This window comes from Enterobacter sp. IF2SW-B1 (assembly GCF_001743375.1).
Lineage (GTDB): Bacteria > Pseudomonadota > Gammaproteobacteria > Enterobacterales > Enterobacteriaceae > Enterobacter > Enterobacter bugandensis.
Map to the genome: position 1 here is coordinate 194,163 of NZ_MJAA01000002.1, position 19,652 is coordinate 213,814.

Annotated in this window: 18 protein-coding genes; 8 read left to right on the forward strand and 10 right to left on the reverse strand. The window is 54.6% G+C overall.

Translation table 11 applies throughout. The features are described 5' to 3' along the window. Positions 1-65 precede the first annotated feature (65 nt). From lsrA to lsrG, 6 genes are read left to right on the forward strand one after another with little or no spacing between them, the layout of a single operon-like run. Positions 66-1,553, forward strand: coding sequence for an autoinducer 2 ABC transporter ATP-binding protein LsrA (lsrA, locus tag A6013_RS05270; protein ID WP_047367086.1), 1,488 nt, complete (start codon positions 66-68; stop codon positions 1,551-1,553). After that, positions 1,550-2,581: an autoinducer 2 ABC transporter permease LsrC gene (lsrC, locus tag A6013_RS05275; RefSeq protein ID WP_069732667.1), complete on the forward strand. Its 1,032-nt coding sequence runs from the start codon at positions 1,550-1,552 to the stop codon at positions 2,579-2,581. The genes lsrA and lsrC overlap by 4 nt, the downstream gene beginning before the upstream one ends. Beyond that, positions 2,582-3,559: an autoinducer 2 ABC transporter permease LsrD gene (lsrD, locus tag A6013_RS05280; protein ID WP_047367088.1), complete on the forward strand. Its 978-nt coding sequence runs from the start codon at positions 2,582-2,584 to the stop codon at positions 3,557-3,559. A gap of 1 nt (position 3,560) precedes the next feature. After that, a complete protein-coding gene (gene lsrB, locus A6013_RS05285) occupies positions 3,561-4,562 on the forward strand; it encodes an autoinducer 2 ABC transporter substrate-binding protein LsrB (protein WP_047367089.1) in 1,002 nt (333 codons plus the stop codon). Between the two features lie 11 nt (positions 4,563-4,573). Then, on the forward strand, positions 4,574-5,461 hold the full coding sequence (gene lsrF / locus A6013_RS05290) for a 3-hydroxy-5-phosphonooxypentane-2,4-dione thiolase (protein WP_048957229.1): 888 nt from the start codon (positions 4,574-4,576) through the stop codon (positions 5,459-5,461). Further along, positions 5,458-5,751: a (4S)-4-hydroxy-5-phosphonooxypentane-2,3-dione isomerase gene (gene lsrG, locus A6013_RS05295; RefSeq protein WP_003862606.1), complete on the forward strand. Its 294-nt coding sequence runs from the start codon at positions 5,458-5,460 to the stop codon at positions 5,749-5,751. The genes lsrF and lsrG overlap by 4 nt, the downstream gene beginning before the upstream one ends. 46 nt (positions 5,752-5,797) lie before the next feature. On the opposite strand, the gene A6013_RS05300 is transcribed toward lsrG, so the two are convergent. The 9 genes from A6013_RS05300 to ygjG all read right to left on the reverse strand — a co-directional run bounded on the left by A6013_RS05300 (position 5,798) and on the right by ygjG (position 15,203). Next, positions 5,798-6,424 carry a hypothetical protein gene (locus A6013_RS05300; RefSeq protein WP_049137050.1) on the reverse strand — a complete coding sequence of 209 codons (627 nt, stop codon included), beginning with the start codon at positions 6,422-6,424 and terminating at the stop codon, positions 5,798-5,800. Positions 6,425-6,455: 31 nt separating this feature from the next. Further along, positions 6,456-7,193 carry a molecular chaperone gene (locus tag A6013_RS05305; protein WP_074147987.1) on the reverse strand — a complete coding sequence of 246 codons (738 nt, stop codon included), beginning with the start codon at positions 7,191-7,193 and terminating at the stop codon, positions 6,456-6,458. Further along, positions 7,159-7,689, reverse strand: coding sequence for a fimbrial protein (locus A6013_RS05310; RefSeq protein ID WP_028014487.1), 531 nt, complete (start codon positions 7,687-7,689; stop codon positions 7,159-7,161). The genes A6013_RS05305 and A6013_RS05310 overlap by 35 nt, the downstream gene beginning before the upstream one ends. A gap of 9 nt (positions 7,690-7,698) precedes the next feature. Further along, on the reverse strand, positions 7,699-8,241 hold the full coding sequence (locus tag A6013_RS05315; protein ID WP_069732668.1) for a fimbrial protein: 543 nt from the start codon (positions 8,239-8,241) through the stop codon (positions 7,699-7,701). 9 nt (positions 8,242-8,250) lie between these two features. After that, on the reverse strand, positions 8,251-9,267 hold the full coding sequence (locus A6013_RS05320; RefSeq protein ID WP_069732669.1) for a fimbrial protein: 1,017 nt from the start codon (positions 9,265-9,267) through the stop codon (positions 8,251-8,253). Beyond that, positions 9,268-11,886 (reverse strand): fimbrial biogenesis usher protein, encoded by a 2,619-nt coding sequence (locus A6013_RS05325; RefSeq protein ID WP_069732670.1) that lies wholly within the window; start codon positions 11,884-11,886, stop codon positions 9,268-9,270. Between the two features lie 49 nt (positions 11,887-11,935). Next, a complete protein-coding gene (locus A6013_RS05330; RefSeq protein ID WP_069732671.1) occupies positions 11,936-12,643 on the reverse strand; it encodes a fimbria/pilus periplasmic chaperone in 708 nt (235 codons plus the stop codon). Positions 12,644-12,796: 153 nt separating this feature from the next. After that, on the reverse strand, positions 12,797-13,339 hold the full coding sequence (locus A6013_RS05335; RefSeq protein ID WP_028014482.1) for a fimbrial protein BcfA: 543 nt from the start codon (positions 13,337-13,339) through the stop codon (positions 12,797-12,799). A gap of 484 nt (positions 13,340-13,823) precedes the next feature. After that, positions 13,824-15,203, reverse strand: a complete 1,380-nt coding sequence (ygjG, locus tag A6013_RS05340) for a putrescine aminotransferase (protein WP_069732672.1) — start codon at positions 15,201-15,203, stop codon at positions 13,824-13,826. 436 nt (positions 15,204-15,639) lie between these two features. Here ygjG and A6013_RS05345 point away from each other — a divergent pair, with 436 nt between their 5' ends. Both A6013_RS05345 and A6013_RS05350 read left to right on the forward strand, forming a co-directional pair. Beyond that, positions 15,640-17,160 carry a PAS domain-containing methyl-accepting chemotaxis protein gene (locus A6013_RS05345; protein WP_047367096.1) on the forward strand — a complete coding sequence of 507 codons (1,521 nt, stop codon included), beginning with the start codon at positions 15,640-15,642 and terminating at the stop codon, positions 17,158-17,160. A 336-nt stretch (positions 17,161-17,496) separates the two neighbouring features. Then, positions 17,497-19,056 (forward strand): methyl-accepting chemotaxis protein, encoded by a 1,560-nt coding sequence (locus tag A6013_RS05350; RefSeq protein WP_028014479.1) that lies wholly within the window; start codon positions 17,497-17,499, stop codon positions 19,054-19,056. On the opposite strand, the gene A6013_RS05355 is transcribed toward A6013_RS05350, so the two are convergent. Further along, positions 19,053-19,547, reverse strand: a complete 495-nt coding sequence (locus A6013_RS05355) for a PadR family transcriptional regulator (RefSeq protein WP_041908013.1) — start codon at positions 19,545-19,547, stop codon at positions 19,053-19,055. The two genes, A6013_RS05350 and A6013_RS05355, sit on opposite strands and share 4 nt — an antisense overlap. Positions 19,548-19,652: the final 105 nt, after the last annotated feature.

Here is a 19,652-nt window from a genome sequence, read left to right on the forward strand (position 1 = left end):
GTTCACCGTCTACGCTTTTGAACATTATTAAATCTAAAAATCATTTGTTCAATAGCGGAGCGATGATGACACCACTTCTCAACGCGCGAAATATCAGCAAGCAGTTCTCAGGCGTGCCGGTCTTAAAAGGCATTGATTTCACGCTGCTTGCGGGGCAGGTGCATGCGCTTATGGGCGGTAACGGCGCGGGAAAATCGACGCTGATGAAGATCATCGCCGGGGTAGAAACGCCGGATAGCGGTGAACTTTCGGTTGCGGGCGAGTCTTTTGCACGGCTTACCCCGGCGCAGGCGCATCGGTTAGGCATTTATCTGGTGCCGCAGGAGCCTCTGCTTTTCCCCAACCTGACCGTGAGGGAAAACATCCTGTTCCGCCTGCCGCGCGAGCGCGATCGGGAAAAGCGGCTGGCGGAGAAACTCCAGCAGCTGCAATGTCAGCTTAACCTTGATGCAACGGCCAGCACCCTGGAAGTGGCGGACCAGCAGATGGTTGAGATCCTGCGCGGGCTGATGCGCAACGCCAGAATTCTGATCCTCGACGAGCCCACGGCCTCGCTGACGCCCGGCGAAACCGAACGGCTGTTTCGCCAGATCCGCGCCTTACAGGCGTTCGGCGTCGGGATCGTCTTTATCTCGCATAAGCTGCCGGAAATCCGCACGCTGTCGAGCCACGTTTCGGTGATGCGCGACGGCGCGGTGGTGCTCAGCGGAGAAACCGCCCAGTTTGACGACAGCGCCCTGATCGCCGCCATGACGCCGGTCAGCCGCGAAAAAGGCTTAAGCGATGCGCAAAAGCTGTGGCTGGCGCTACCGGGAAACCGCCGCACCCAGCCGCAGGATTTTCCGGTGCTGCGCGTGGAAGATCTCACCGGAGAGGGCTTTATCGATCTCAGCCTGGAGATTTACGCCGGGGAGATCGTCGGCCTTGCCGGACTGGTCGGATCCGGGCGCACCGAGTTTGCCGAAACGCTCTACGGCCTGCGTCCCGTACGCGGCGGACGGGTGTGGCTGGAGAGCCGGGAGATCACCTCCGATCCGGTGGGTTTACGTCTGGAAAAAGGGCTGGTTTATCTGCCGGAAGACAGGCAGGTGTCCGGCCTGTTTCTCGACGCGCCTGTCCGCTGGAACACGGTGGCACTGAACGAGCCGTCGCTCTGGCAGCAGCGAAAGCGGGAGTCTGCGGTGGTGGAGCGCTATCACCGGGCGCTGGGGATCAAGCTCAATCATGCGGATCAAACCGTGCGCACGCTCTCCGGCGGCAACCAGCAGAAGGTGCTGCTGGCGCGCTGTCTGGAGGCCAATCCTTTATTGCTGATCGTCGATGAGCCGACGCGCGGCGTGGACGTGTCGGCGCGCGCCGATATCTACCAGCTCATTAAAAGCGTGGCGGCGCAGAACGTTGCGGTGCTGATGATCTCAAGCGATCTCGATGAATTTCCCGGCCTCGCGGACCGCGTGCTGGTGATGCATCAGGGCGTACTCAGCGGCGAGCTGCCGCGCCACGCCGTCAGTCTCGATCGGATGATGGCGCTGGCGTTTGGAGGACAATCATGAAGATCTTACTCAAAAACCGCGAGCTGAGCGCGTTTCTTGCCATTCTGGCGCTGTTCGCAGTGCTGGTGGCGCTGAATCCGTCCTACTTCAGCCTGCAAACGCTGGGGATGATCTTCGCCAGCGCGCAGATCCTGATCCTGCTGGCCATCGGCGCGGCGCTGGTGATGCTGACCCGCAATATCGACGTCTCCGTGGGCTCGACCGTCGGGCTGTCCGCCATTGCCGTCGGCGTGGCGCTCAACGGTGGCTACAGCCTGCCGGTATCGATACTTTTTGCACTGTCGATTGGCGCGCTGGCGGGGGCGTTCAACGGTTTTCTGGTGGTGGGGCTGCGCATTCCGGCGATTGTCGCCACCCTCGGCACGCTGGGGCTGTACCGCGGCGCGATGCTGCTCTGGACGGGCGGAAAGTGGATTGAAGGGCTGCCGCCGGGGCTGAAATCTCTCTCCGAGCCTGCCGCCATCGGCATTTCGCCGCTCGGCGTGGGAGTGTTGATTCTCGTTGTCGTTGGCGCGTGGGGGCTATCGCGCACCGCGTTCGGGCGTGATTTTTACGCGGTGGGGGATAACCTCACCGCCGCGCGCCAGCTGGGCGTGGCGGTGAACCGCACGCGCATGATCGCCTTCACCCTTAACGGCATGCTGGCGGCCTGCGCCGGGATCGTCTTCGCCGCGCAGATCGGCTTTGTGCCCAACCAGACCGGCAGCGGGCTGGAGATGAAGGCCATTGCCGCCTGCGTGCTCGGCGGTATTTCACTGCTGGGCGGCACCGGCACGCTGGTCGGTGCGTTCCTCGGCGCGTTCTTCCTTACTCAAATCGACACCGTGCTGGTGCTGTTCAGGCTACCGGCGTGGTGGAACGACTTCATCGCCGGGCTGGTGCTGCTGGGCGTGCTGGTGCTCGACGGGCGGCTGCGCCAGGCGCTGTCACGCCATCAGCGGGCGCTGAAGTACGGCCGGTTCCAGCCTGGCAACATAGGGGGAAAGCACGTCACCCCCTTTCCCAAACGCAACAAAGAGGTGGCGTAAATGAGGCTCAACTGGGAAAGCGCGCTGCTGATATTGCTGGTGCTGGAGATCCTGCTCTTCGGCGCCATTAACCCGCGCATGCTCGACGTTAACATGCTGCTGTTCAGCACCAGCGATTTCATCTGCATCGGCATCGTGGCGCTGCCGCTGACGCTGGTGATTATCAGCGGCGGGATCGACATTTCGCTGGGCTCCACCATCGGCCTGTGCGCCATCGCGCTGGGGGTGATGATGCAGGCGGGGTGGCCCATGACGATCGCCGTTCCGCTGACGCTGCTGCTTGGCCTGCTGTGTGGGCTGGTGAATGCGGCGCTGATCCACTACACCGGCATTAGCCCTTTAGTTATTACCCTCGGCACGCTCTACCTCTACGGCGGCGGCGCGCTGCTGCTCTCCGGCATGGCGGGGGCGACGGGCTACGAGGGCATCGGCGGCTTCCCGGACGGTTTTACCGCGTTCGCTAACCTCACTGTGCTGGGGCTGCCGATCCCGCTGGTGCTGTTCGCGGTGATTACCGCCTTCTTCTGGCTGATTACCCATCGCGGGCGCTTTGGCCGCCATCTGTTTTTAATCGGCCAGAATCCGCGCGCGGCGCGCTATGCGGCGCTGTCGGTGAACGGCATGCCCTACGCGCTGTACGGTCTGGTGGGCGTGGCGTCGGCGGTGGCCGCGCTGGTGATGGTCTCCTATTTCGGCTCTGCGCGTTCGGATCTGGGGCGCGATTTGCTGATGCCCGCGCTCACCGCCGCCGTACTCGGCGGGGCAAATATTTACGGGGGTTCAGGGTCGGTGCTGGGTACGGCGCTGGCGGCGCTGCTGGTGGGTTATCTCCAGCAGGGATTACAGATGGTCGGCATCCCCAACCAGGTGTCGAGCGCGCTGTCGGGGGCGCTGCTGGTTGTGGTGGTGATGGGACGTTCGCTAAGTCTGCACCGCGAATGGGTGCGATCTCTCTTCAGAAAACTATCCGGAGCGTAAGATGAAAACAAAACTGCTCGTCCTGGCAATGGCCCTCAGCTTCGCTTCGGCGCAAGCGGCGGACCGCATTGCCTTTATCCCCAAGCTGGTGGGCGTGGGTTTCTTCACCAGCGGCGGCAACGGCGCGAAAGAGGCGGGGAAAGATCTTGGCGTGGACGTGACCTATGATGGCCCGACAGAGCCGAGCGTTTCCGGCCAGGTGCAGCTCATCAATAACTTCGTCAACCAGGGCTACAACGCCATTATCGTCTCCGCCGTGTCGCCGGACGGTCTCTGCCCGGCGCTGAAGCGCGCGATGCAGCGCGGCGTGAAGGTGCTGACCTGGGATTCCGACACCAAACCGGAGTGCCGCAGCATTTATATCAACCAGGGGACGCCGGAACAGCTCGGCGGCCTGCTGGTAGAGATGGCGGGCAAGCAGGTCACCAAACCGAATGCCAAAGTGGCGTTCTTCTACTCCAGCCCAACCGTCACCGACCAGAACCAGTGGGTGAAAGAGGCGAAGGCCAAAATCGAGAAAGATCACCCCCAGTGGCAGATCGTGACCACCCAGTTTGGCTATAACGACGCCACCAAATCTCTGCAGACCGCCGAGGGGATCTTAAAAGCGTATCCGGATCTGGACGCGATCATCGCGCCGGACGCCAATGCCCTGCCGGCGGCGGCGCAGGCGGCGGAAAACCTGAAGCGGGAAGGGGTGGCGATTGTCGGCTTCAGCACGCCGAACGTCATGCGTCCGTACGTTGAGCGCGGGACGGTGAAAGCCTTCGGCCTGTGGGATGTCGTACAACAGGGCAAAATTGCGGTCAATGTCGCCGATCGTCTATTGAAAAAAGGCGATCTTAACCCTGGCGACAGCGTGGACGTAAAAGGTATCGGCGCGCTGAAGGTGGAGCCGAACAGCGTGCAGGGCTATCAGTATGAGGCGAAGGGCAACGGCATCGTGCTGCTGCCGGAGCGGGTGGTGTTCACCAAAGAAAACATCAGCAAATACGATTTCTGACGGGGGAGCAAATGGCTGATTTAGACGACATCAAAGATGGCAAGGATTTTGGCATCGGCACGCCGCAGCAGAATGTGCCGTTCACGCTGAAGGGCTGCGGCTCGCTGGACTGGGGCATGCAGTCCCGCCTGGCGCGCATCTTTAACCCGCAGAGCAACCGCACGGTAATGCTGGCCTTTGACCACGGCTACTTTCAGGGGCCGACCACCGGCCTTGAGCGTATCGATCTCTCCATCGCCCCGCTGTTCGGTGAAACAGACGTGCTGATGTGTACCCGTGGCATTCTCAGGAGCCAGGTGCCCGCCGCGACAAACAAACCGGTGGTGCTGCGCGCTTCCGGAGGTAACTCCATTCTGGGCGAGCTGTCGAACGAGTGCGTGGCGGTGGCGATGGAAGATGCCCTGCGCCTGAACGTCTGCGCGGTGGCGGCGCAGGTGTACATCGGAAGCGAGTTTGAGCATCAATCTATCAACAACATCATCAAGCTTGTCGATGCAGGGGCGCGCTACGGCATGCCAACGCTGGCGGTAACGGGCGTCGGCAAGGAGATGGCGCGTGACGCGCGCTACTTCTCGCTCGCCAGCCGCATCGCCGCCGAGATGGGGGCGCAGTTCGTCAAAACCTACTACGTGGACGAGGGCTTTGAAAAAGTGACCGCCAGCTGCCCGGTGCCGATTGTGATCGCCGGGGGCAAAAAGCTGCCGGAGCTTGAGGCGCTGGAGATGTGCTGGCGGGCGATTGATCAGGGGGCGTCCGGCGTGGACATGGGGCGCAATATTTTCCAGTCCAGCGCGCCGCTCGCCATGCTGAAAGCGGTGAAAAAAGTGGTTCACGAGAACGTGAGCGCCCGGGAGGCGTTCCAGTTCTGGCAGGACGAGAAACAGGGAGAAGCAAAATGAACGTGACTCTGGTTGAGATTAACATCAAGCCCGAGCGGGTGGACGAGTTCCTGGAGGTGTTTCGCGCCAACCACGAGGGAGCAATCAAGGAGCCGGGAAACCTGCGCTTTGACGTGTTGCAGGACCCGAGGGTGAAAACCCGGTTCTTTATCTACGAGGCCTACAAAGACGAAGAGGCGGTGCTGGCGCATAAGCAAACCCCGCACTATCTGGCGTGCGTGGATAAGCTTGAGGAGTTGATGTCGGAGCCGCGTAAGAAACGCAGTTTTGTGGGGCTGTTGCCGGAGTAATTCGATGCCCGATGACGCACTCATGCGCGTCATCGGGCATCCTGGCTTATCCTTTGGCTTTCTGGATCGCCATGATTAATGCATCGGAAGAGACGTTTCCTGACATGACGCTAATGCGCTGAATGACCGGATCTTTTTCCTGAGGTAAAACCACAAACGCCGGCGCGTTGGCAAAACCGATCTGCTTCACGAGCTTCACATTGTCCTGTAACACTTTGTTTGCCGACCCGGCCGAAGGCAATTTTTTAAAGATAAAACGGATATCCGGGTTGGCATGGATAAGCGTTTCTGTGACGTTGCAGTTCACGCATTGCTCATCCACAAAAGACACCACGGCGACTTTTGCGTTGGCGGGCCCGACAACAGGATCGCCGCCAGCAAGCAGCTGCTCGCGATGGAGGATGACATTTTGCACCATGGCCTGTTGCTGCGCTATCTCCTGACGCTGGCGAAGGCTTTCCCCTGCCGCAACTAAAAACTCAGGATGTTCAGCGAGATAGGTAGAGACAATTTCACCCATTTTTTCAGGATGGGCGGCGAAATACGCTTCGGCGGCTTTTCCTGTTTGTTCAATCTGCTGTGGCGTTGCTTGCTCTGCCTGCGCTGCGGCTGAGAAAGTCAGGGTCGCAGCCAGCAGAAGCGAAAGGCGACGAAGGGAGGTTGAAACTTCCATTGATATTATTCCGTAAAAGAGAGAGACGGGACTAGGACGCCAGTGCCTGTGTACGAACAGGCATAATGCGTCCATAGTCATTAATCGCTTGCCAGCGCACCTGGCATACCCCTGGGTCTGGACAACCCTCGAGCGCTCGCTCGCTAAAAGGGGCGACAAGGCCGCCATCAGCGATGCGCTTACCGCCGAGGCTGAGCTGATAAAGCGTGATGTAGTAAGGCGTCGGATTATTCACAACGACGTTTTTTTTGTTTCGTGACCAGCGTAAGGCCTGATAAGCATCATCGGGATTGCCGGTGAGCCCGGTGGGCCGATAAAAAAGTTTAAAGCGTGAACGTACCGCCGTTTGCACACCCGTGGTGTGCGGGTTAGCGGAAGGGATCGCCGCAACGTTTAACGTGAACAGCGTTTCCCGGTTCTCGGGTAACTTTCCTCCCGTAAATATCAGCCGAATCGTGTTTTCGCGTTGCGGACGCAATGAGAACAGCTGCGGCGTGGCCACAAATGCGGATTGAACCCCGTGTGGGGCATCCGCCCCAGTCCACAGGCCACCCGGCTCGACTTTGGTGTAGATCAGATACGATTCGTCAGAAGGGTTACGCACGGAAAAGCTGATCGATTTCTCACGTTCCGGATAGACAAACCGCGTTCCGCCGATCACCACGCCAGCTTGCGCCTGAAGCATGATGGTGGAGAGAAAAAAGAGAAGCAGGATCTTCGCCGGATAAACACACTTACGCATAATTGAGAATAAAGGTTGTCGTCGCATTTGCCGTTCCCGTGGTGACCTTGTTTGCGGTGGCAACATAGCGGGCGTAAAACTGGAGAGTCGCGTCGCTTTGATTAGGAATAATCATCGTCTTCTGGCTTTTACTTCCCATAGAGATGAGCGACTTGTCCTGGTTGTAAATTCCTACGCCGATACCGGTTGCGTAGCCTTCACCGCCGATGAGCGTCAGTAAATCCGGGTTTGCTGTATCGGGTGTGCCGTCAAAGGTAATACTGACTGAGCCTTCTGTTCCGGCACAGTTTTCCACATTAATAGCAAACGGATGATAATCAGCGCCCATACCTGACTGGGTGAAATATTTACTTTGCACGCTGTCCATTGTGACGGTCAGGTTCTGAGAATCAGGCGCGATACTGCACGTCTTTTTATGGATCACGCCAGTGATATAAATTGTACCGTCGTGCGCCAGTGTACGCGCTGAAAAAAATGGCACCAGAAAAAGCGCGGTGAATATTATTGTGAAAAACTTTTTCATTTCCGCATCCTACTGATAGAGCAGATCAAAATACATGATGGCCGTAGCATTCCCTGTCGTAACCTCGGGCAGGGTCGATTTGTACCGTAAATTAAACGTCAGGCTATTATCTCCCTGCTTTAAGGGATAAATTTCGGATTCCGTATTATTTATTTTAATCGGATTCATTCCGGCATTGAGAAGCTCTACGCCAATGCCCGTCGCCATTTCGCCAGCCGTTCCTTTACCCGTGTCGCTGAGCGCCAGCAGGTCCGAGTTATTGGTATCCGGCATACCGCTGAACCAGATTTTTGTCCCCTGAATGGCGCGTGAACAATTTTTAAGATCGATCGTGAACGCTTTTTCCGGCGTCGTTGTTCCGGTTGCGGGAAATTCAGATATATCGAATGCGCCTAAATCAACCGTTTGTTCTTTACTGTTCACATCAACTTCACACGATTCGCCGATAATTGTGCCGTATATCTGGAGGTTAACTGTAAAACTCTCATCGGCGTACGTTGTTGCTATGCCAGAGAACAGCGTCGCCAGGGCGACAAAATACAAGACTCTCATTTTTCACCCTTACGCAAAATCGATACGTAAACAGGCCAACGCAGTAAACAGACCTTCTGCCGGGGCCTTCCCTGTCGTGCTGATGGGGTAGGTTTTTAACGTGACATCAGCATGGCCCGAACTATCAGTAATAAAATCAGCGGTGCTGGAGGCGTCGTTAGGTATCATGACGGTGCCATTTTCGTTGGTTACCACCACGCCGACATCTTTATTATCCGTAGCGATCGCCTGGCCGACGTTGCTGTCTGCGTTGGCGATCAGTCGAAGCGTAAGATGCGCGGGCGAAATCACGTCCGCATTACACTCGATGGGAACATTAAAGGTTTTTACCGGCGCATTAGAAGGTTTCTCACCCGCTTTCGTGAATGAAGAACTGTTGAGTTTTCCCAGGTCAACCGTAATGATTTGCCCTGCATTTATGATGCAGTTTTGCGGCACCGTGACCGCGCCGCTGTATGTTATTTGATAAACAATATCATTCAACGGGTCGGTATTTTCGGTGGTGATATAAACATTAAACATCACTTTACTGGGGATAATGACCGTGCCGATAAAAGGTTTGATAATTTTTAACCGGAATACCAGGTTGGAGTCATATACCGGGAAAGGTATGTTCATATCCTCTTTATCCACCCTGTAATCTTTACCCATATGGATATAGTCTCCAGGCGGAAAATATTCACCAATTTCGGAATCGGTTATCCGCATCGCCCCTGCAATATAGATCGGATCAAGATTCATATACTGCCACTGGTCTTCCGTGAAAATCACCGGGTAGGTATTCCTGTATGAGCGATAGGTACGAGAATCGCCATCCGGATGATAGTCACATATGGCGTTTACGCCCACATCCTGTGATTTAACCAGTTCAACTGCCTGTCCCAGCTGGTTTTGTTCTTTTGTCAGCGTGGCCGTCAGATCGTAATTCACATTCGTAATGCTGTGATCAAAGTTATGACAGACCGCTGCCAGACTTTGCGTAGAAGCCGTAAGGCTGAGTAATAAAAAAATAATGCGTACTTTCACTTATCGGCACTCCGCTTTTAAACGCACGAGGGACTGCTTTGTTTCACTTAGCTTGTAAACGGCAACACATTTTTTATCATCTGTGTCGCCCCATTGCGCTGTCAGACTCCCTGTCTCGCCCAGCCCAGACAGATACGCTTCGCCGTTATCGCCTACGATGGTGTCCCCACCTTCATCGCTGCGCGTAACAACCGCGCCAAAGGGCACAGGGCGCCCGTTATGCATAAGTGCAATCATCGCGCGCGTTCCTGAGCGCGCCTTAAAGGTGGCGCGAACCAGGGCGCCCTGGGTTGGAACAACGTGGGTTACAGCCTCGTCAATGTCCAGATCGTCGCTGAGCGAGTTGGTGTTCAGCGCCATGCGGTTACGGTGGTATGCGCTGGCATACGGCACAACCGCATAACCACGCCAGTCGGTGTGGATCCCTGGGCCGTCTTCGACCTTAACGTTACTGGCGCCCGGCGCGGCGATCAGGACATTGGTATCCCCCAACGGCTGGCTTAAGGTGATGCCGTTGCGATGCGCGACGATACCGCCGCTGAGGCCGTAGTTGATCTGTTGATAATCGCCATTGTTACTGTAGTTGTACCCCAGGCTCGCATTACCGTAGGCGCTATCATATTCCGTGCTGATGCTTCCACTGGCACCGGTATGTTGGTTCTGATATCCCTGCTGAACGCTGTAGCTGAGGTTATTGTCTTCAAGCAGCGTTCCGTTGATGCCGGCAGTATTATTGACCCTGCCGTCGTTATCGGTGCTCATGCCGTATGTGGCGTAAATGCTGTTTAAACGTTTGGTCACATCTCCACCTGGATGAAGCCACAGATTGAGCGGGAAGGAGAGCGTTAAAGAATAAATACGATCGCTTTCACTCATGCCAGGGGATTTATTGTAGTTGTAGGTCAGGTTATAGGTTACGCCCGCAACCGTTCCGCTATAACCCAGCTGAATAAGCGTATTTTTTTCATCGGTATGCCAGTACGTTTGCTGGCTGCCGTTGAGGAAAATCGACCCGGCAGTGCCCAGCTGTTGGGAAATATTGGCCTGCAGCTTGCCGCGTTTGGTGTAGTACAGATTGTAATAATCGGTCCACACGGGCTGATTGTCGTCGGTGTGGTCGTTGGGATCGTCCTGGCCGACATAACCTTTCATTTGCTTATAGGTGGTTTCATCCAGGGTATAAAAACCGGATGTGGAATAGCGATAGCCTAACAGCTGGAAATTGGTGCCCATGCCGTTCAACGATTTTGCATATAAGAAACGTATTGACTGCCCGTTATGTGAGCTACCGTCGCTCAGTTCGCTTTGTGCGGAGGTGAGATCGGCCGATACGGCGCCAAAATTCCCCAGGTTCACCCCGGTACCCAACGCAAAGGCAGAGTATTTTTCTGTCAGCTGCGTACCACCGTAGACGGTAAATCCTTTTGGTAACCCCCAGATAAGCGTTCCCTGGACAAAGTTTGTGTCCTCCTGCTGGTCGCTGTTACTGCGATAGCGGGCCGCGGTGGCGGCATATTTTACGGTGCCTTCACGCTGCAAAACCGGAACCGCGGAATAGGGCACAGAGTAGCTGCTGATCGTTCCGTCAGATTCTTTGACCTCTACATTCAGGTCACCGCTGGAGGAGGTGGGGTACAGATCGTTAATGGCAAACGCCCCGGGCGGCACATAGCTTTGATAAATGGTGTAACCGTTTTGTTTGATGGTGACCTGGGCGTTGGATTTAGCGATCCCATGAATGGTTGGCGCAAAACCTTTCATACTATCAGGCAGCATGTTGTCATCAGAATTGATCTGCACCCCGCGGAATGGCAGGCTGTCGAAGACATCCGAAGTGGTATAGTTCTCGCCGATTGTTAGCTTGCTTTTTAGCGGGATAACGGCACGTTCAACATAGGTTTTAATGTGTTCCCAGTTGGTGTAGGTCTCTGAGCCGCTGCTGTTGTAGCTCCATGTAGAGAAATCCCGCAGCCGCCACGGCCCCAGGTTTAATCCACTGTTAAGTCCCAGAAAATAGTTGTCTGTCGTCGAACCGTAATCACCGCTATTGTGACTATGCGAACCCGAAAAGTCATAATTCAGCATCAGGGCGTTAATGCCTTCGTCCCATTGCTCAGGGGGAATGTACCCGCGCGCGTTATTACGCAGCGCCGCTTGCGGAATACTGATATTCAGGCGCTGGTGTTCAAAATCAAAAAATGTGGTGGCAGCGGGAATGGCTGCCGGCAAATCGACACAGTTGCCCGCTTTTTCGTCCTTAAGACCGGGTAAGACATCGACATTTACCCCCATCGCATCAAGTGACTTATGCGAGAGGCAGGGCGTCAGCCCCGTATCGTCATCCGTAGGTGTTGAATTTTTGCGCACGTTAAACGTCACGTCGCGCGTGGCTAAAAAATTGTCATTCAGCCATACGTCCACGCGATAGACCCCTGGCGCCTGACCAGAATTACTAAAACGTGATAAATCAGCAACCGCCGCAGGATCGCTTGAAAGAAAGGCAGGGTTGAAATAATAGCCCGCATCCGCATTAACGGATGCGAATGCGCCGAGCATGGCCAGCGTGAGAGGGGCCAAACGATGATTGACTATCCTTGTCTGATACTTGCGAAACTTCATTTTTCTCTGCCTGCTTCAACGCGCTATGTTCGGTATTTTTCCGGGAAAATTATGCTCCAGGGCATGTCTGAACAGGGGTGGTAGCACCGAAATCGTTAACGGTCTGGAACGTCACCTGGCTCCCGCTACCGGCAGGTAGATCAACGACCAGGCTGTTCATTGGCGGAACCATGTTATTGGTTAACTTTGCGTTTCCCGCTTTGAATTGCACCAGCGACACGTAATAAGGCGACGCGTTTTTGATGGTCAACTTGCCGTTACTGACCGTGCAGCGCAGCGCCTTTGGCGCGTCAATTGACGGGGTAGGCAATTTTTTTGGGCGAATAAAAAGCTTAATGACGCTCTGCGTCGCAATCTGCAATGTATTTCCCTGCAGCTTACTTTTATCCACGGCCGGGATAGCTTTGCTGTTGAAATAAAAAACGCTTTCTCTGTCTTTCGGCAAATCTGGGCCAGCGTACATAATCCTGATGGTGTTTTCTTTTTTAGGATGCATAACAAAAAGTGGAGGCGTGACAATAAAGTCTGTGGACTTCGATTGATCGGCGTTCGCAACCCACGATTGCACCAGGAAAGCATTGCTTTGAGACGAGTTCGTAATAGGTAACGAAATCTGTTTATCACCCTGAGGGTAAATAATACGCGTTGCGCCCAGGCCTATCCCCCCAGCGTGAGCCGTAGTCAGCACCGTAGCTGCGAATAAAAAAGAATGCGTAATCAGCTTCGTTATCAAAGATACAGTATTAATTTGTTTCATTTATATATCACTTCATTGAATACATAATCAAATACATAGAATAAAACATGCCGTTTAAGCCTATGTATTTAATCTATATAAAACGGTCGGTTATATTAAAAATCCCTCCTTCGTACAGGCGTACGAAGGAGGGATGACAGCATCCTAATTCGATTAGGAATAAACCATCTGGAAGGTAGCGGTGGATGCTACGTTACCTGGTGTTGCTGCGCCTGTAGCGATGTAGTCAACGCTCAGTGGGATAATGTTTTCACCATTGATCAGGCCGATTGCAGAAGAGGTGGTACCCAGATCCAGGTTTTTACCGTCCGGTCCAAACAGCTGCAGAGCCACGTTCTGTGCGGAACCTGCACCTGCGGTATTCGCCATAGCGCCCGGCTGAGTTGCATCCTGCTGCGCGTTGAAAATAACCGCTGCGTTCTGGCTGACAGTGGTGTCGCAATCTTCCAGTTTAATGTTGAAATCTTCTTTCTGATTCGCCAGCATTCCGCTTTGAGTCAGCTTCACGGTACGAACCTGGCTCAGGATAACGGTCTGGTCAACAGAATCGGCAGCAACTGAACAGGCAGCGTTAACAACCTGACCGACGAAATTAACGGTACCGCCGCTTACTGTGGTGGTGTCTGCCTGTGCGTTCATCATCACGCCGCTTGCCATAGATGCAGCAACAACCATTGCTAAAACATGCTTTTTCATACAAATCCTTTTAAATAAACAGTTTTCTGTCAAGTTGAAACAAAATTAAAGGTGACTTAATACAAGACTATTCAGATTAAAAATCATGAATATACAGAATCATACAGTACGCTGTGTTTTGCACATTCTCGTGATGTTCCGAAAGCGTATTTTATGAGGCGAGACATATTATATCAATCTATTGCTGGTTGATTTTTGCTTAGAAATTCTTAAATGGGTTTTAATTAAAAATTTATTAGTTTTTAGAATGGGAGGGTATGTTTGATGCGCTATTTAGCCTGATTCAGTAAGGTGCAATCGCCGAGAGTGATATTTCTGCATTGTTATTGAACGCTATCCTTTTATTAAAATTAAATATTAATTTAAAACGGGAATTGTTCTTTAGGGCAATGTAAGAGTGATTTTCAATATGCCATGTTTAATTACAAATTGAAATGAAATTAGAGTGGATATAACTCCCTCCTCCATAAGAGGAGGGATTAAATCATACTTCTTCTACTCTTACCCGCAGCGCTGCCAGCGCCTTGCGCGCCGCCTTCAGCACCTGCTCACACTGCTCAATGGTCAGCGTCAGCGGTGGCTCAATGCGGATGGTTTTCGAGTTGTTGAGCGTGCCGGCTACCAGCACCCGCTGGCGGAACATCTCGCTCGAGAAGCTGTAGCCGATTTCATTGTCGACAAACTCGATTGCCATCAGCATCCCTTTGCCGCGCGCCTCCTGCACCAGCTCCGGGTACTCACGCCCCAGCTGGCGGAAGCCGTCCAGCAGCATGTCGCCTTTCTGCTCCGCCTGCGCAGGCAGGTTTTGCTCCAGCAGCACGTTGATGGTGGCCAGCGCCGCCGCACAGGCCAGCGGGTTACCGCCAAAGGTGGTGGTGTGCAGGAACGGATTGTCGAACAGCACCGAGAACACCTCCTCGGTGGCAACCGTTGCACCAATCGGCATCACGCCGCCGCCGAGCGCCTTCGCAAGACACAGTATGTCCGGCTGAACGTTCTCGTGCTCGCAGGCAAACATCCTGCCGGTGCGCCCCATCCCGGTCTGCACTTCGTCGAGGATCAGCAGCGCGCCAAACTCATCGCACAGCTGACGCACGGCGGGCAGGTAGCCCTGTGGAGGCAAAATCACGCCGCCTTCACCCTGAATCGGCTCGAGAATCACCGCCGCCACGTCATCGCCGGTTTTACGGCATTCGCTCAGCACGGTGCGCATGGCGTTAATGTCGCCGAACGGCACGTGGCGGAAGCCCGGCAGCAGCGGCATAAACGGTTTGCGGAAGGTGGATTTGGCGGTCGCAGACAGTGCCCCCAGGGATTTCCCGTGGAACGCGCCGCTGGTGGCGATAAAGGTGAATTTCCCGCGTGGCGACTGGTACGCCTTGGCGAGCTTGATCGCCGCCTCGACCGACTCGGTGCCGCTGTTGCTGAAGAAGCTGTATTTCAGCTTGCCGGGCGTTAAGGCCGCCAGCGTTTTCGCGAGCATGGCGCGAAGCGGGTCGAGCAGTTCCTGACTATGGAGAGGTTGTTTCGCAAGTTGATTCTGTACGGCGGAAACCACTACTGGATTACGGTGCCCCACGTTAAAGATACCGAAACCACCCAGGCAATCTATAAACTCCTGTCCCTGGGTGTCGACAAGCGTGTTGAGACTTCCCGCTTGCCACTCTACGGCTCCGTAATCCCCGCCGGCGGTAACAGATTTGCGATACTCCAGAAAACCAGGATTCACATGCTCTTTAAAGTAATCAATGACCTCTCGGTTAAGTTGTTTCATCTCCTCATGATCGAGCGTTCGCTTCTCAATGAGATTCAGTGCGTGCGCGGTACAGGCAAGAGCCGAGGCGCTGGAAGGTAACCTGTTCAAAATATGCTCCCGGGGATCGCGTATCACATGATACTGAGTTAAGTATTGCAGGGATTACGCCACTTCAGATGACTTAACGAAAATCGGGATAAACGCCAGGTTAAAATTATGTTGCGCAATATTTAATCATGCCGGAGCAATCGAAACGGGATTTAGGGGGGACAGGGCAACCCGCATTCTCAGGTGCACAAAAAGGCAATTGCACTAAAGGAGTGCATGGCTTGCGGCTTAAGTGGGCGTTAACAGGTCATGATTTATAGGTAATTTCTTTGCGAAAGTATTTGGAATCAATGAATTATAAAATCTCACAAAAAGTGCGGTTTAAGTGAAATCTGCGATCTCCATCAAGTTTAACAACTAAAGATAAATTGTTTACCGCCGAAAAAACAATAAACCACAAAATTAACATTCGAATAACCTGCAAGGAATGCCCGTCATGTCTTCTCCTTCCTGTGTCACCCAGAATAATTATCCTCTGGACGATGACACCACCTTAATGTCGACCACCGACGTCCACAGCTATATGACCCATGCAAACGACACCTTTGTGCAGGTGAGCGGCTATCAGCTTGATGAGCTGATGGGCCAGCCGCACAATCTGGTGCGCCATCCCGACATGCCAAAAGCGGCGTTTGCCGATATGTGGTACACCCTGCAGCAGGGTGAGCCGTGGAGTGGCATTGTCAAAAACCGACGTAAAAATGGCGATCATTACTGGGTGCGCGCGAATGCGGTACCGATGGTGCGGAATGGGCAGGTGACGGGGTATATGTCGATCCGCACCAAAGCCACGGAGGAAGAGATCGCTGCCGTAGAGCCGCTCTACCGGGCGCTGAATAACGAGAGCTGTAAAAAACGCATCCAAAAAGGACTGGTGGTGCGTAAGGGCTGGTTGGGTAAACTTCCTTCCATGCCGCTACGCTGGCGCGTACGCAGCGTGATGGCGGCGCTCTTTGCCGCGCTTGCCGCTACCCTGATGACCACCTCCGCAGGCTGGGTGCCGCTCGCAGCGGCCGCCGTGATAACGCTACTGGGAACGCTGCTGTTTGAGCAACAGATTGTCCGCCCGATCGAAAACGTCGCGCATCAGGCGCTGAAGGTGGCGACCGGCGAGCGCAACAGCGTGCAGCATCTGAACCGCAGCGACGAGCTGGGGTTAACCCTGCGCGCGGTAGGACAGTTGGGGCTGATGTGCCGCTGGCTCATCAATGACGTCTCAAGCCAGGTGATGAGCGTCCGTGACGGCAGCGACAGGCTGGCGCAGGGGAACGAAGCGCTGAACGATCGTACGCGTCAGACCGTGGCGAACGTGCAGCAGACCGTCGCAACGATGAACCAGATGGCCGCTTCCGTTCAGAGCAACTCAGAAACCGCCGCCGAAGTGGACAAACTCTCCGTCGCCGCGAGCAGCGCGGCGACGAAAGGCGGCAACGCGATGCAGACCGTGGTGAAAACGATGGATGACATCGCCGATAGCACGCAGCGCATCGGCTCGATTACCTCCCTGATTAACGACATCGCTTTCCAGACCAATATCCTGGCGCTGAATGCGGCCGTTGAAGCGGCAAGAGCCGGCGAGCAGGGGAAAGGCTTTGCCGTGGTCGCGGGGGAAGTTCGCCACCTTGCCAGCCGCAGCGCGAATGCGGCTAACGATATCCGCAAGCTGATTGATGCCAGCGCCAGCAGGGTACAGTCCGGCTCGGAGCAGGTGCACGCCGCAGGCCGCACGATGGATGACATTGTCGAGCAGGTGAAAAACGTCACGCAGCTCATCGCGCAGATCAGCCACTCGACGTCCGAACAGGCGACCGGGTTGTCAGAGCTAACCCGCGCGGTGGCGGAACTGGACAGCATTACGCAAAAAAATGCCGACCTGGTCGAGGAGAGCGCGCACATCTCTGCCATGGTGAAACACCGCGCCGGGCGTCTTAAGGATGCGGTGACGGTGCTCCATTGAGCCAGTAATGTTCCGGAAAAGTCGTTTATACCGTAAGGAATAAACGGCTTTTTAATTTGTGGTTGTGACTATTAATGTTTTTTATTGTTAATGAGATATTAAATAACTAAAGAAAGTGCCTCAGTTATTTATCCCTGCCTAAGTCAGTTTTCCCCGATGCTATTTTGCAAAACCCTGTTCTGGTGGTCTGGTAACGATCGATGGGGCGGAATTAATAGCCTCTACCTATCCATTGTGATGGTTATGAAATAAAAAAACGATCAAAGTCATAAAGTTAGCGGATTCGTTACCGATAACAGCGATCGTCTGAGAAATAATCACATCGATGGAGAAAATATGTTCTTACATGACGTAAAGATCGGCACGAAATTATTTCTGGCGTTTGGATTCTTTATTGTCCTGATGGTGATCAGCGCCAGTATGTCCTTACTGAGCCTGAACCGGGCTAACAACGGGATGCAATCCATCATTACCCATGATTATCCCACCACGGTAAAAGCGAACCAGTTAATCGACAACTTCCAGGAATTTATTAGCACTCAGCAGCTCATGCTGCTGGATGAACAGGGAACGTACACGGCACAGTCGCAGCAGCATCTTAAAGAGATCAGCGAGCATATCACGGTGATTTTGGGCGAGCTGAATACGGTGTTGCAGGACCCGAAATCGCAGCAGGTCCTTGCCGAGATCCGCGACGTTCGTCAGCAGTATCTGGACTCGCGCTATCGCATTTTGCAGGCGGTGCAGAATAATGACCGTGCGGGTGCTATCCAGGAGATGATGACCCATACCCTCACCGTGCAGCAGGCCTATAAAGCTAAAGTGCAGGAGCTGATTGCGATTCAGAACCATGAGATGCAGAGCGCGGGGGCGCAGGTGGAAGGAGACTTCAGGTCTAGCCGACTGCTGCTGATCCTGATCACCCTCTTTAGCGTCGCCGCTGGCAGCCTGATTGGCTGGTTTATCGTGCGCGCTATTACCCGCCCACTCGGCGAGGCGGTGAATTTTGCCAATGCCATTTCAGAGGGCGACCTGACGGGCAGCATCACGCCGCACGGCAAAGACGAAACGGGCCTATTGCTGCACGCGCTGATGGAGATGAAAAACCGCCTGCTGGATATTGTGCAGCAGGTGCAAACAGGCTCGGAGAATATCTCCAGCGCAGCCGCGCAGATTGTCGCCGGTAACCAGGATCTTGCCGCGCGCACCGAGGAGCAGGCAAGTTCCGTTGAACAGACCGCCGCCTCGATGGAGCAGATCACCGCGACGGTGAAAAACACCGCCTCGCACACCGGGGAAGCGACTAATCTCTCGGCAGATGCCGCCACGGTGGTCAAAAACAACGGGGAGATGATGAAGCAGGTGACCAGCAAAATGCGCCTGATTAACGAGACGTCGAACCGGATGTCCGACATTATCGACCTGATCGACGCCATTGCGTTCCAGACCAACATTCTGGCGCTGAACGCGGCGGTGGAAGCGGCGCGTGCGGGCGAGCACGGCCGCGGCTTCGCGGTGGTTGCCGGTGAAGTTCGCCAGCTTGCCCAGAAGAGCGCGTCGTCTGCCAGTGAAATTCGCGAGCTGATCGAGAGCTCCACCAGCCAGACCCAGGATGGGATGAATCTGGTGGAAAAAGCGAGCGCGTTGATCAACGGCATGGTCGGCAACGTGGAGGAGATGGACACGATCCTGCGCGAGATCCGCCAGGCCAGCCACGAGCAGACGGAGGGGATCTCGCAGATCAACAGCGCGATTGGCCTGATTGATGCCACCACCCAGCAGAACTCTGCGCTGGTGGAGGAGTCCGTCGCGGCGGCAGCATCCCTTAACGAGCAGGCGATGCACCTGAAAGAGCTGGTACGCGTATTCCGAGTGAGCGAGCACGCGCCGGCTTAATCCAGCTGGGAGATCTCCAGCGCCGCGCGGTCGATTATGCCGATAATCTGCTTGAGCTGCGCGTCGCTGAGCTCCCCCTGATTTACCTTCAGGTCTAACACCGCTTTAAAATTATCCAGCGCCCGCTTCATCTGCGGGTTTTTGCGCAGCTCAAAGCCGACGCTGCGCGCCTTAATACGCACCTGGATCTGTTCCAGCTGTTCCCGGTTTTCGTCCAGCCAGCGTTGTCCTTCAGCGGTAATCGCAATCTTCTTACGACCGCTCTCTTCTTCCGTAATGGTGATAAAGGTTTGATCCTGCAGATAATCCAGCGTCGGGTAGATCACACCGGGGCTCGGCGTGTAGTTCCCCTGGGTCAGGTTCTCGATCTCTTTGATCAGCTCATAGCCGTGGCTGGCGCTGCGGGTCAGGATATCCAGAATCACCAGTCGCAGGTCGCCGTGGCCGAAAAAGCGCGGTCGGCGTCCGCCGCCGTCGTGTTCATGTCGCATGTTATGTCTCTTAATTTGATATATCTAAACTATATCTAAGATATATTCAGATGCAATCTAAAAAATCTTGCTTTTTTACTGATTAGTAATCATTATCATTTAAAA